This window comes from Arthrobacter sp. Y3224055, assembly GCF_059090825.1.
Genome location: NZ_JBNHGB010000002.1, coordinates 186,054 through 199,369, shown reverse-complemented (window position 1 = coordinate 199,369; position 13,316 = coordinate 186,054). Strand labels below are relative to the sequence as shown.

Genomic DNA, 13,316 nt, shown 5'->3' with positions numbered 1-13,316 from the left:
CTCCTTTACTCAGACGCTTCAGCGTAGGGGTTGCGGTCGTACTCTTCGCCGAGCTGGCCGTCCTTGAGCCGCGCCATCTGAGCGTCGAATTCAGCCTCGGAGACCACCGCGACACGGAAGAGCATTTCGGAGTGGTACTCGCCACAAAGCTCGGCGCACTTGCCGTCGTAGATGCCCTCACGGGTGGGGGTGAAGTTCAGGAAGTTGGTCTTGCCCGGGATCATGTCCACCTTCTGCAGGAAGGCGGGAACCCAGAACGAGTGGATGACGTCGCGGGAGTTGATCTGCAGCTCCACGCTCTGGTTGACCGGCAGGTACAGCGTGGGCAGGGTCTCCGGGACGCCGGTCTCGCCGGTCAGGTGGGCCTGCACGCCGGCAAAGTACTTGTCCTGCTTGACGTAGTTGAAGTCCCAGGCCCACTGCTTGCCGCGCACGTCGACGACGACGTCGGGGTTGTCCACCCGCTCGGTGATGTTGGACGTGGTCTTGTCCGTGAAGTAAAAAAAGACCATGACCATGACCACGGGAACCGCGGTGTAGAAGATCTCCAGCGGCAGGTTGTAGCTCAGCTGGCGCGGGTAACCCGTTTCGTCCTTGCGGCGGCGGTACGCGATGATGCACCAGAGGATCAGGCCCCAGGTCACGACACCGACGGCCAGCGCGGCGATCCATCCGTTGACCCACAAATCAATGATTTCGGGCGTGTGGTTGGTAACGTCCCGCTCGGTGGGCAACCAACCCAAACGGACTTCTTCTGAACATCCCGTCAACAACAACGCACCGAGTGCACCCAGACCTGTAGCCTTGGCGATTCTGGCGCGTCGACTGCCGGTTCGAACCTGCGAACTCACAGACGGCCCTTCCTCTTTGTTTCGTGCAAGTGATGCGGCCATGGCAGAGCTGAGCCTGGCCGCATATCCAGTTTTACTACTCACTGTAGAGCTTACCCGCCCACATGACTTCCATGTGACAGGCTCCCCCGTGCGTCGGCCGTCCCGGCGGCCGGAGAGCGCCCTGCAGGCCCTTAGTGGAAGGAGTCTCCACAGGCGCAGGAGCCACCGGCGTTCGGGTTGTCGATGGTGAAGCCCTGCTTGGAAATCGTGTCCTCGAAGTCGATCGAGGCGCCCGAGAGGTAAGGAACGCTCATCTTGTCGACGACGACCTCGACCCCGTCGAAATCACGGACAGCGTCTCCGTCGAGCATCCGCTCGTCGAAGTACAGCTGGTAGATCAGGCCGGAGCATCCGCCCGGCTGTACGGCAACGCGCAGGCGCAGATCCGTGCGGCCTTCCTGCTCCAGGAGGCTGCGGACCTTTCCGGCGGCGACGTCGGTCAAAGCAACTTCATGCGTGGGCAGTTCTGCCGCTTCGGGTGCCGTGGTGGGGGCGGACGAGTTGGTCGTTGCGCTCATTGCACTTCCTTATCTATTTCGGGCCGTCCGGTGACCTGCTGCTATTACTCAGTGGTGCGTCGGGCTTCCCATCCATCGTACGTCTGGTGGGCCGAAATGGGATAACTCTCCCCCGCCTCCAGCCTGGCGCGAACAGGCCTAGAGTCCCTCGCCGTTCAGCCGTGCCAGGAGCAGCGCCTGGGCCAGGACCGCGTTGCGGAAGTCCCCGAGATGCAGCGACTCGTTGGCCGAGTGCGCCCGCGAATCGGGGTCCTCGACGCCGGTGATCAGGATCTGTGCCTCCGGATAGACCTCCGTGAGGTCGGCGATGAACGGGATGGACCCGCCCATGCCGGCCTCCACCGGCAGCGTGCCCCACGCCTGCTCCAGGGCCCACAGCGCCGCCCGGGCCGCCGGCGCGGAGGTGTCGGTGGCAAACGCGTGGCCGCGTTCCCCCGGCACGAACGTGGCGGCGGCGCCGAAGGGCGCGTGGGCGGCAACATGCGCGGCCACCGCCTCCATCGCCCGGTCCGGATCCTGTCCCGGTGCCAGCCGCAGGCTGATCTTGGCGCGGGCGGCGGGGATCAAGGTGTTGGACGCGAGCTCGACGCTGGGGGCGTCAAAGCCGATCACCGACAAGGCCGGCTTGTTCCAGAGCCGGTCGGCAATGCTTCCGGTGCCCGCAAGCCGCACGGACTCGAGCACCGACGAATCGCGGCGGAAGTCTTCTTCCGGATAGTCCACCGAGGCGGCGGGAGCGGACACGAGGCCCTCGATGGCGACCGACCCGTCGTCGTCGTGGAAGGTGGCAATCAGCCGGGCCAGCAGCGTGGGCGCGTCCAGCAGCGGCCCGCCGAACATGCCCGAATGGACGGCGTGTTCCAACACCCGCAGCTCCACGGTGCCGTCCACCAGGCCACGCAGGCTCGTGGTCAGTGCCGGGACGCCGACCTTCCAGTTGCTGGAGTCGGCGACGATGATGGCGTCTGCCCGCAGCAGTTCGCGGTGAGCTTCGAGGAACGGGCGGAAGCTTGGCGAGCCGGCCTCCTCCTCCCCCTCGATAAACAACGTGATGCCGAGCCCGAAATCGTCTCCGAGGACCTCCAGCAGCGTGCGCAGCGAGGACAGGTGGACCATGATCCCGGCCTTGTCGTCGGCCGTTCCGCGCCCATAGAGGCGGCCGTCGATCTCCGTGGCCTTGAACGGTTCCGTCCGCCAGAGCGCCGGGTCCCCCGGCGGCTGCACGTCGTGGTGGGCATACAACAGGACGGTCGGCTTGCCGGCCGCGGCCGGGCGGCGGGCCACGACGGCGGGGCCGCCGGCGGCCTCGCCGTTCGCGACGCTGAGGATCTGCACGTCCTCCAGGCCCAGCTCCCGGACCATGCCGGCTACGGCATCCGCGCTGCGCGCCAGGTCCTCCGGGTCGAAGGCCGGCCAGGCGATCCCCGGGATCGAAACCAGCTGTTCCAACGAGGAGATGGTGAGCCCCATGCCGGCGTCGACCGCGGCCGCAAGTTCGTCTACGTTCACATTGGTCATAGTCGACACCCTATCGCCCGGGCTCCGTCGCGACGATGCCCCCGTGACTCCCCCGGCGGCGCGGGTCCCAAGGGGGACAACGGCCGTACGCGGTCCGGTATTCTTGACTGGTGTTCGGACGTAAAAAAGAGGCTCCCACGCCCCAGGAAACCATCGACCAGGCCAACGACGCCCAGCAGCCTCGATACGGCAAGGGCGCGCCCACGCCCCGGCGCAAGGACCAGGAAGCTGCGCGCAAGCGCCCCCTGGTTCCGAACGACCGCAAGGCCGCCAAGGAGGCCAACCGGGCCGCCATGGCGGATCAGCGGCTGAAGATGCGCGAGGCCATGAACACCGGCGACGAGCGCTTTCTGCCGTTGCGCGACAAGGGGCCGCAGAAGCGCTTCGTCCGCGACTTCGTGGACGCCCGCTGGGTGCTGGGCGAATTCCTGATCATCTTCGCCCTCATCTTCGTGGTCCTCAGCTTTATCCGCGACCTCAACGTCCAGGCGTTCATCCTGTTCGGCTTCTGGGTGCTGCTGGCGCTGGTCGCCATCGATGCCTTCATCCTCGGCCGCCAGCTCAAGAAGCGCCTGGCCGCCAAGTTTGGCGACGTGGAGCGCGGGGCTGTCTGGTACGGCGTGATGCGCGGGCTGCAGCTGCGCCGGATGCGCCTGCCGAAGCCGCAGGTCAAGCGCGGCGAATACCCCGCCTGATCCAGCGGGGAGGGGCCGGTCGAAGGGTCGGGAGCATCGCGGCTCCCGGCCCTTTCGCATCCCTGGGGCTTGGAGCATCAAGGCCCTGCCCTTTCGCATCCCGTCCGAGGCCCGGTCGCGCTTCGGAGGGCATGCCGGGGCGCCGGATGGCGCTGGGTCCGTTCAGCGCCGGCGCTTGGCCAGGCCGCGGTTGATGCGGCTTGCCCAGAAGGGTCCCTCGTACAGGAACGCCGTATAGCCCTGCACCAGGGTCGCACCGGCGTCCAGCCGCTGCTGCACGTCGCCGGCCGTCTCGACACCGCCCACGGAGATTAGCGCCAGGTCGTCCCCGACGGCGGCGCGCAGCCGGCGCAGCACGTCGAGGGAGCGCTGCTTCAACGGGGCCCCGGAGAGGCCGCCTTCCCCGCAGGCCGCGATCTTGGTGTCGTCCGAGACAAGGCCCTCGCGGGAAACCGTCGTGTTGGTCGCGATGATGCCGTCCAGGTTCAGTTCCAGCGCGAGCCGGGCGACGTCGTCGATGTCCTCGTCGCTGAGGTCCGGGGCGATCTTCACCAGCAACGGGACATGGCGGCCGGCCGCGGAATCGGCGGTCTCCCCCACTGCCCGCAGCAGCGGCCGCAGCGTCTCCACGTTCTGCAGCAGCCGCAATCCGGGCGTGTTCGGCGACGAAACATTGACCACGAGGTAGTCGGCGGACCGGGCCAACAGCTGGGTGCTCTTCAGATAGTCCTCGGTGGCATCGGCCAGTTCCACCACCTTCGTCTTGCCGATGTTCACGCCGATGACGGGCCGGAGCGTGCCGTATCGGGAAGCCAGGCCGCGCCGGGCGGCGGCGATCCGCGGCGCGACGGCCGCCGCGCCGTCGTTATTAAAGCCCATCCGGTTGATCACGGCGCGGTCCTCGACCAGCCGGAACAGCCGGGGCTGCGCGTTGCCCGGCTGCGCGCTCCCGGTGATGGTGCCGACCTCCACCGCGCCGAAACCCAGGTCGGCCAGCGCCTCGATGCCGAAACCCTCCTTGTCGAAGCCCGCGGCCAGGCCGAACGGCGAGGGGAAGGTCAGGCCCAGCGCCTCGGTGGCCAGGGACGGATCCGGGCGCGTGACGCGGCGCAGCACTGCCCCGGCCCCGCACCGGTGCGCGGCACGGATGAGCTGGAAACCGATTCGGTGGGCACGCTCGGCGTCCATCCAGGAGAACGCGGCGCGGAAGAAGGCGGGGTAGAGGCGCATGGTCCTAGTTTTCCGTGCGGAGGCCGCCGCACCAAACCGTGTCCACCCGGCGATAACATGGGGGCAGCAACCGGACAGAGAGGAAGGACCACGTGGCGACGGCAGCCGACTGGCAAGAAGACATCCTCGGCCCGGAGTTCGAGTCCACGGTCCTGCAAGTGCCGGCCCCCGGCGGGCGGGAGCAGCGGGCGACGCTGATCCGCTACCTGCCGCACTCCCCGCAGCGCTCCCCCGGCGGGCACGCCGTCCTGTATGTGCACGGTTGGAGCGACTATTTCTTCAACACGGAACTGGCGGAGTTCTGGCACCGCCAAGGCGTGGCGTTCTTTGCGCTGGACCTGCACCATCACGGACGCAGCCTGCGGGAGGGGGATCCGGCGGGCTTCGTGACGGACCTGCGCCAGTACGAGGACGAGATTTCGCTGGCGCTCGATCTGATCCGTGAGGAACGCGGCCAGTCGGAGACGAAGATCACGCTGATGGGACACTCCACCGGAGGGCTGGTGGCGGCCCTGTGGGCGGCGGAACACCCGGGCGAGCTGCGCGCCCTGGTCCTGAACAGTCCCTGGCTGGAAATGCACGGCAGCTCCCTGGTCCGGCGAGCCGCCGGCGCGGTGCTGGAACCCTTGTCCCGGCTCAAGCCGGAAACCGAGATCAAACTGCCGGTCCGGGGCTTCTACTACCGCAGCATCAGCCGCACCGCCGAGGGCGAATGGGATCTGGACCCCAGGCTGCGGCCGCCGGAGTCCTTCCCCGTGCGCGCCGGTTGGCTCAGCGCCATCTGGGAGGGACAGTCGAAGGTCGCGAAGGGGCTGAAGCTCGAGATCCCGGTGCTGGTGATGTCTTCGACGCGCAGCATGAACGGCTCGGTCTGGCACGAGGACATGAGGAGCACCGACGTGGTGCTGGACATCCGCACCATGACTGAGCGGGCGGTCCGGCTGGGATACAGCGTCTCCATCGAGCAGGTGCATGACGCCCTGCACGACGTGTTCCTCTCCCGCACCGACGTGCGGCGGGACGCCTATGCCCGGCTGCAGCGCTGGGCGCAGGCCTACGTGTTGCAGGACGACCGGACCGAGGACCTTACGGACACCCAGCAGCGGTAGTACGGCCGCCGCGGTTGCAACCGGCTAGGCCCCGCCGGCCGCGGCGGCGTCCACCGCTCCCCCGTACCGCCGGTCGCGGCGGGCGTAAATGTCGATGGCTTCCCAAAGGGTGCGGCGGTCCACATCGGGCCAGAGGGTATCCATGAACACCATCTCCGCATACGCGGACTGCCACAGCATGAAGTTGGAGAAACGCTGCTCCCCCGACGTGCGCAGGAACAGGTCGACGTCCGGCAGGTCCGGCTCGTCGAGGTAGCGCTGCACGGTCTTTTCCGAGACCGACGATGCCCGCAGCCGTCCGGCCGCGACGTCGGCGGCGATGGCGGCGGCGGCATCGGCAATTTCCGCCCTCCCGCCGTAGTTCACGCACATGGTCAGGGTGCAGGTGGAGTTGCCGGCCGTCTGTCGCTCGGCGACCTCCAGTTCGTTGACCACCGACTTCCACAACCGGGGCCGGCGGCCGGACCAGCGGATCCGCACCCCCCAATCGTCGAGTTGGTCGCGCTGGCGGCGCAGCACATCCCGGCTAAAGCCCATCAGGAAGCGGACCTCTTCCGGGGACCGCTTCCAGTTCTCGGTGGAAAAGGCATACACGCTGACGTGTTTGACCCCGATTTCGATCGCGCCGGCCATCACGTCCAGCAGGGCCGCTTCCCCGGCGCGGTGCCCCTCGGTCCGCGGCAGCCCGCGCTGGTTCGCCCAGCGGCCGTTGCCGTCCATCACGATGGCCACGTGTTCCGGGACCAGCGCCGGAGGCAGGGCGGGCGGTCTGGCGCCGGAGGGATGCGGCCATGGCTGCTGCGGTTGCCGGGAAATCGGGGTCACACTCGCTCCACATGCTTGAGGGATTTCAGGGTTCGTTCAAGGTGCCACTGCAGGTAACTGGCCACCAGGCCGGCGGCCTCGCGGCGCGGGCCGGCGGCGGAGGCGTCCGCTGCCGGCCAGTCTCCGGAGAGCAGGGCGGCGAGCAACTGCATCGTTTCCGGTGCGGGCGAGGCCGACCCGGGCGGACGGCAGTCGTGGCATACCGCGCCGCCCAGCGGAGCGGCGAAGGCGGTATGCGGTCCCTGGGCGCCGCACCGGGCACACTGGTCGAAGCTGGGGGCCCAGCCCGCCGTCGCAAGCGCCCGCAGCAGGTAGGAATCCAAGATCAGCTCGGGTGCGTGCACGCTGCGGCTGAGCGCCGAGAGCGCGCCGATGACCAGCCCGTAATGCGCTCCTGCCGATTCGCCGTCGACGTCGGTGAGTTTTTCCGCCGTCTCGCAGATGGCGGCGGCGGAGGTGTACTTGGTGTAGTCGGCGGCGATGTCCCGGCCGTACGGCCCGACCATCTGGGCCTGCGTGACGATGTCCAGGCTCCGGCCGGAGACCAACTGCAGGTCCGCGACCATGAAGGGTTCCAGCACCGCGCCGAACTTGCTGCTGGTGCGGCGCACGCCTTTGGCAACCGCCCGGATCTGGCCGTGCTGCCTGGTGAGAAGCGTGATGATCCGGTCGGCCTCGCCGAGTTTGTGGGTCCGCAGGATGACGCCCTGGTCCCGGTACGTGCGGGAGGCGAAGGATCTGTTGGACACCGTCCCATTCTCCCACTAAAGCGGGCTCCCCCGCCGCGGCACGGCAGGGAAGCCCGCTGGAGGGTTCCCTAGAGGGAGCCGGCGGCCTTGGCCCCTTCGTCGCGGATGGCGCGGTTTACCGCGGACACGACGGCTTTCAGGGAGGCCATGGTGGTGTTCGTGTCGATGCCGATGCCCCACAGCACCCGGTCGCCCACGGCACACTCCACGTAGGCGGCGGCCCGGGCGTTGCCGCCCTCGGAGAGCGCGTGCTCGGTGTAGTCCAGTACCCGCACATCCACGCCGTCCTGCCGGAAAATTTCCAGCAGCGCGGCGATCGGGCCGTTGCCTTCGGCCGTGCGGCGGCTCTGGACGCCGTCCACGCCCATGGTGGCGGTCAGCTGGAAGGAACCGTCGTCGGCGCTGTCGGTCTTAACGGATCCCAGGGTGTAGTGGCCCCACCGGTTGTCCGGGGTCGGCAGGTACTCGTCGGTGAAGGTCTCCCACAGCTGCGCGGGGCTGACCTCGCCGCCCACGGTGTCCGTGCGCCGCTGGATGACGCCCGAGAACTCGATCTGGGCGCGGCGCGGCAGGTCCAGGTTGTGCTCGTGCTTGAGCAGATAGGCCACGCCGCCCTTGCCGGACTGCGAGTTCACCCGGATCACGGCTTCATAGCTGCGGCCCAGGTCCTTCGGATCGACCGGCAGGTAGGGCACCGCCCAGACGAGTTCGTCCACCGTCTTGCCCTGGGCGGCCGCGTCGGCCTCCATGGCCTCGAAGCCCTTCTTGATGGCGTCCTGGTGGGAGCCGGAGAATGCGGTGAACACCAGGTCGCCGCCGTACGGGGAGCGTTCGGGCACCGGCAGCTGGTTGCAGTATTCGACGGTGCGGCGCACTTCGTCGATGTTGGAGAAATCGATCATCGGGTCGATGCCCTGGCTGAACAGGTTCAGCCCCAGCGTCACCAGGTCCACGTTGCCGGTCCGCTCGCCGTTGCCGAACAGGCAGCCCTCGATCCGGTCGGCGCCGGCCAGGTAGCCCAGTTCCGCCGCCGCCACCCCGGTGCCGCGGTCGTTGTGCGGGTGCAGGGAGAGGATCACGTTCTCGCGGTTGTTCAGGTTCCGCGACATCCACTCGATGGAATCGGCGTACACGTTCGGGGTCGCCATCTCCACCGTGGCCGGCAGGTTCAGGATGACGTTCCGGTCGGCGGAGATCTCAAAGACGTCGGTGACGGCGTTGCAAATGCGGGCCGCGAATTCCAGTTCCGTGCCGGTGTAGGACTCGGGCGAGTATTCGTAGGTGATCTCGGTGCCCTTCAGGCCCTCTTCGTACTTCCGGCACAGCCGGGCGCCCTGCAAGGCGATGTCCACGATGCCGTCCTGGTCTTCCCGGAACACCACCCGCCGCTGCAGCACGGAGGTGGAGTTGTACAGGTGCACGATGGCGCGGCCGGCGCCGGCGATGGACTCGTAGGTGCGCTCGATCAGGTGCTCGCGGGACTGTGTGAGGACCTGGATGGTCACGTCATCGGGGATCCGGTCGCCTTCGATCAGCTGGCGGACAAAGTCGAAGTCGGTCTGCGATGCGGACGGGAAACCGACTTCGATCTCCTTGTAGCCCATTTTCACCAGCAGGTCGAACATCTTGTGCTTGCGTTCGGGGCTCATCGGATCGATCAGCGCCTGGTTCCCGTCGCGCAGGTCCACGGCGCACCAGCGCGGGGACTTCGTCATCACTTTGTCCGGCCAGGTGCGGTCGGGCAGTTCTACGGCGATCTGGTCCTGGAAGGGAATGTACTTATGGATGGGCATTCCGGAGGACTTTTGTGCGTTTCGCATTTTGGTGTGTGGCCTTTTCTCATGTGAGCTAATCGAAAAATTTTGGCCGGGCAACACAAACTCCGCAGCGAGGGTTCGGCCTGTCAAACAGTAGTTCGCGTGGCCTCGCCGCGGCAGCTAAGAAGGAGCATTCCTGCGCGCACAATTTCACACTAGCACGGTGCGTAGGATGTGAGGGAATAGATGAAAGCAACGAAGAAATGAGGCGCACATGAGCCGCTCCGGCATCGTGTTGTCCAACGTCGACCCGGCCGTCCGCCCGCAGGACGACCTCTTCCGGCACGTGAACGGGAAGTGGCTTGCCGAGACCGCCATCCCCGACGACCGGGCGCTGGAAGGCTCCTTCACGGCCCTGCGCGACGCATCCGAAGAATCCGTGCGGGCCATCATCGAAGACGCCGCCGCGCACCCGGATCCCACCAGCCCGGCGGGTAAGATCGGCGTCCTCTACGCCGGTTTCATGGACACCGACACGGCCGAGGCCAAGGGTTTCTCGCCGCTGGCGGAGCAGTTCGCCGCGATCGCGAAGATTTCCGACCGGGACGGGCTGCGCGAGGTGATCGGGGCCTTCAGCCGCAGCGGCGCCGCGTATCCGCTCGCGTTCTTCGTCAACAACGACGCCGGCGACCCCACCCGCTACCTGATCTACCTGTACCAGGCGGGACTGGGTCTGCCGGACGAGGCGTACTACCGCGAGGAGGACTTCGGTCCCATCCGCGAGGCCTACCGGGACTACGCCCGGAAGATGCTGCAGCTGGCCGGCTTCGACCCGGTGCAGGCTGACGCGGCGCTGGATCTGGAGCACAAGCTGGCGGCCGGCCACCTGGACAAGGTCTCCTGCCGCGATCCGCAGCAGACCTACAACCTGCGCACCGCCGGGCAGGTGGCCGCCATGGCGGACTGGATGCCGGAATGGCTGGCGGCGCTGGGCCCCGAAGCGGGCGCGGCGGCCGAGCTGGTGGTCTGCCAGCCCGGGTTCCTCGGCACGCTCGACGCCCTGCTGGACAGCGAGCCGCTGGAGGCCTGGCAGGCCTGGCTGCGGCTCCACGTGCTGACGACGGCGGCGCCTTATCTTCACGACGAAGCGGTCCAGACGCACTTCGGCTTCTACGGCCGCACCCTCAGCGGCACCCCGGAACTCAAGGAGCGGTGGAAGCGCGGCGTGTCCCTGGTGGAAGGCGCCCTCGGGGAGGCCATCGGGCAGGAATACGTGGCGCGGCATTTCCCGCCGGCGCATAAAGAACGGATGGAAGAACTGGTCGCCAACCTTCTGGCCGCCTACCGGGAGAGCATCTCCGCCCTGCCGTGGCTCAGCAGCGCAACGATCGGGAAAGCGCTGGAGAAGTTGGCGGCCTTCCGCACCAAGATCGGCTACCCGGAGAAGTGGATCGACTACTCCGCCTTCGTGCCCGGGGACGATGTCTGGTCCAACGTCCTCGCCTCCAACGAGTTCGAGGTCCGCCGCAACCTGGCGAAGCTGGGTAAGCCCATCGACGAGGCCGAGTGGCACATGACGCCGCAGACCGTCAACGCCTACTACATGCCGACCATGAACGAGATCGTCTTCCCCGCGGCGATCCTACAGCCGCCCTTCTTCGATGCCGACGCCGATGCCGCGGCCAACTACGGCGCCATCGGTGCGGTCATCGGCCACGAGATCGGCCACGGCTTCGACGACAAGGGATCGCAGTACGACGGCACCGGCGCGCTGCGGAACTGGTGGTCCGACGAAGATCGGGCCGCCTTCGAGCGGCTCACCGGCCAACTGGTGGCCCAATACGCGGCGCTCAGTCCGGCGGAGGCTCCCGGCAACACGGTCAATGGCGAACTCACCCTGGGCGAGAACATCGGCGACCTCGGCGGGCTGGCCATCGCGTACCGCGCGTACCGGCTGAGCCTGGCGGGCCGGGAAGCCCCGGTGATTGACGGGCTGAGCGGCAGCCAGCGGTTCTTCTACTCCTGGGCCGAGTGCTGGCGGCAGAAGATCCGTTCGGAGGAGGCGGCGCGCCGGCTGGCGATCGACCCGCATGCCCCGAACGAGTTCCGCTGCAACCAGGTGGTGCGCAACCTGGACGCGTTCCACGAAGCGTTCGGCACCGCTCCGGGCGACGGGCTGTGGCTCGACCCGGCCGAGCGGGTCAGGATCTGGTAGCGGCTGCTAGAAGGCGCCGGGCTGCTGGCAGGTGACCTGGTCGGCGGTCTGGCCCTTGAAGCCGCCGGCCACGCCGCCGGTCTCGGCCAGTTGCGTGCCGCTGGCGAAGTCCCGGCCGACCGACAGGGCGACGCCGTAGTGGTCGCCGGAGGCGAGGACGTTGGCCCGGGGGACGTTCAGTTCTTCCGCGAGGGAGAGGGCCACGTGTTCGAATCCGGCCGAGTAGAACAGCTGCGTGGTGGTGCGTTCGGATCCGCCGTCGCCCGGGGCCGCCAGCAGGTACCCCAGCGCCTGCAGCTGTTCGGCCAGTTCCTCGTCGCGGCCGGCCGCGCCGGAGGCGTTGATTACCTCGACGGGCTGCACGGCCGGGTCGAAGGACGGCACGCCGGCCGTCGGGTCCCCGCCCGGCGCGGTCGTCGCCCCGGCCGTCGGCCCGCCGTCGTCGGTTGCCGTCGGGGACGGGGTGCCGCCGCCCGAGGCGCCGGCCGCGGGTTCTCCGCCGGCCTCCCCCGTCGTCGTCGGGTCGGGCGACCCGGCGGTGTTGACCTCCGGTGCGGTGACGTCGCCGTCCTGGCGCAGGATCCGGAACAGGGCCTGTCCCGGTTCCTCGTCCAGGACCAGGCGGTTCTCGTCCATGGGGGCGCTCTTAGTGGGCAGCGCGACGAACGCGACCTTCCCCAGGTCAACGCTCTTGACCCGGTCCGCCAGGGCCAGCAGCCGGGAAACCTCGGCCAGGCCTTCGTCCACCGTGAGGTTGTTGACCACGGCCTCGGCGATGGAGTAGAGGCGGGGCACGTTGGTCAGCGTGCCTTCGGACTGGATCTTGCGGGCCATGGACGCCAGGAAGCTCTGCTGCGCACGGATACGGCCGCGGTCTCCGCCGTCGCCGAAGGAGTGCCGGGTGCGCAGGAACGCCAGCGCCTGCTCGCCCTGCACGGTGCTCACGCCGGCCGGGAGCCGCAGCTTGGAGTAGGTGTCATTAATGGGCTCGTTGACGCAGACTTCCACGCCGCCGATCACCGTGGAGAGCTCCTTGACCGCGTTGAAGTCGGCCATCATGAAGTGGTCGATCTCCAGGCCTGTCATTTCGTTGACGGCCGCCACGGTGCAGCCGGGGCCGCCATAGGTCAGGGCGGCATTGAGCTGGGCATCCTGCTGCTCCGGGTACACCTCGCCGGTCTCCGGATCGGTGCAGGTGGGGATGGTGGTGAGCAGGTCGCGCGGCAGGCTGACCACGGTGACCCGCTCCCGGTCCGCGGACAGGTTCATCAGCATCATCACGTCCGATTTGCCGAAGCCGGCCGACGAGCCGTCCGAGCCGTACCGGCCGTCGCTGCCGGCGCGTGTGTCGGTACCCAGGATGAGGATCTGCACGGGATCACGGCTCAGGTCCACCGGCAGCCCTTGGGCGCCGGTGCCCAGGTTCAGCGGCGAGGTGCTGATGCTGTCGCGCAGGCCCACGATTTTGAACACCACGACGCCCACACCGGCCGCCAGGGCCAGCGCCAGCGCGCCCGCCACGACCTTCAGCCACAGCAGTTTGGGCCCGCGGCCCATGTGCCTCGGATTGGCGGCCCGCGCCTGCGCGCGCCGCGGCGGGCCGCCGGCCGGTGACCGCGGGGCGGGATCCTGCCCCGCGGGCGGCTGTCCCGTCGGGGTCTGCGGGTCATCACCGGAACTGCCGCGATGATCCACGGGATACCCCTCTGCACGGTTGTAAGTCAGATAAAAAAGACGCGGCCAGCCCATCACTGGCCGCTAAGTATTCTACGGGTTGCGGCCGGGGAAAGTTCCCGGCGGCGCCGGA

11 protein-coding genes are annotated in these 13,316 nt (G+C 68.1%); 3 read left to right on the top strand and 8 right to left on the bottom strand.

Translation table 11 applies throughout. From position 1 onward, the window contains the following. Positions 1-5: 5 nt before the first annotated feature. From ctaC to AC5RTY_RS06205, 3 genes are all read right to left on the bottom strand, one after another. Positions 6-851 (bottom strand): aa3-type cytochrome oxidase subunit II, encoded by an 846-nt coding sequence (ctaC, locus tag AC5RTY_RS06215; protein ID WP_493999755.1) that lies wholly within the window; start codon positions 849-851, stop codon positions 6-8. A 173-nt stretch (positions 852-1,024) separates the two neighbouring features. Continuing rightward, positions 1,025-1,411: a HesB/IscA family protein gene (locus AC5RTY_RS06210; RefSeq protein WP_493978415.1), complete on the bottom strand. Its 387-nt coding sequence runs from the start codon at positions 1,409-1,411 to the stop codon at positions 1,025-1,027. A gap of 138 nt (positions 1,412-1,549) precedes the next feature. Beyond that, entirely contained in the window at positions 1,550-2,929 is a 1,380-nt protein-coding gene (locus tag AC5RTY_RS06205) for a M20/M25/M40 family metallo-hydrolase (protein ID WP_494014012.1), read from the bottom strand. 110 nt (positions 2,930-3,039) lie between these two features. Here AC5RTY_RS06205 and AC5RTY_RS06200 point away from each other — a divergent pair, with 110 nt between their 5' ends. Further along, positions 3,040-3,624, top strand: a complete 585-nt coding sequence (locus AC5RTY_RS06200; RefSeq protein ID WP_494139235.1) for a DUF3043 domain-containing protein — start codon at positions 3,040-3,042, stop codon at positions 3,622-3,624. A 162-nt stretch (positions 3,625-3,786) separates the two neighbouring features. On the opposite strand, the gene AC5RTY_RS06195 is transcribed toward AC5RTY_RS06200, so the two are convergent. Beyond that, positions 3,787-4,854, bottom strand: coding sequence for a quinone-dependent dihydroorotate dehydrogenase (locus tag AC5RTY_RS06195; RefSeq protein WP_494014013.1), 1,068 nt, complete (start codon positions 4,852-4,854; stop codon positions 3,787-3,789). Positions 4,855-4,946: 92 nt separating this feature from the next. On the opposite strand from AC5RTY_RS06195, the gene AC5RTY_RS06190 reads away from it, so the two are divergent. Continuing rightward, positions 4,947-5,963, top strand: coding sequence for an alpha/beta hydrolase (locus AC5RTY_RS06190; RefSeq protein WP_494014014.1), 1,017 nt, complete (start codon positions 4,947-4,949; stop codon positions 5,961-5,963). A 24-nt stretch (positions 5,964-5,987) separates the two neighbouring features. Here AC5RTY_RS06190 and AC5RTY_RS06185 read toward each other — a convergent pair whose 3' ends face one another. The 3 genes from AC5RTY_RS06185 to leuA all read right to left on the bottom strand — a co-directional run bounded on the left by AC5RTY_RS06185 (position 5,988) and on the right by leuA (position 9,357). Continuing rightward, positions 5,988-6,788: an isoprenyl transferase gene (locus tag AC5RTY_RS06185; protein ID WP_494014015.1), complete on the bottom strand. Its 801-nt coding sequence runs from the start codon at positions 6,786-6,788 to the stop codon at positions 5,988-5,990. Continuing rightward, on the bottom strand, positions 6,785-7,537 hold the full coding sequence (gene recO, locus AC5RTY_RS06180; protein WP_493999761.1) for a DNA repair protein RecO: 753 nt from the start codon (positions 7,535-7,537) through the stop codon (positions 6,785-6,787). The genes AC5RTY_RS06185 and recO overlap by 4 nt, the downstream gene beginning before the upstream one ends. A 68-nt stretch (positions 7,538-7,605) precedes the next feature. Continuing rightward, positions 7,606-9,357 (bottom strand): 2-isopropylmalate synthase, encoded by a 1,752-nt coding sequence (leuA, locus tag AC5RTY_RS06175; RefSeq protein ID WP_494014016.1) that lies wholly within the window; start codon positions 9,355-9,357, stop codon positions 7,606-7,608. Between the two features lie 211 nt (positions 9,358-9,568). Between leuA and AC5RTY_RS06170 the strand changes: the two genes are divergently transcribed. After that, a complete protein-coding gene (locus tag AC5RTY_RS06170; protein WP_494014017.1) occupies positions 9,569-11,509 on the top strand; it encodes a M13 family metallopeptidase in 1,941 nt (646 codons plus the stop codon). A 6-nt stretch (positions 11,510-11,515) separates the two neighbouring features. On the opposite strand, the gene AC5RTY_RS06165 is transcribed toward AC5RTY_RS06170, so the two are convergent. Beyond that, complete coding sequence (locus tag AC5RTY_RS06165) at positions 11,516-13,066, bottom strand: LCP family protein (protein WP_494139234.1); 1,551 nt, start codon at positions 13,064-13,066, stop codon at positions 11,516-11,518. Positions 13,067-13,316 lie beyond the last annotated feature (250 nt).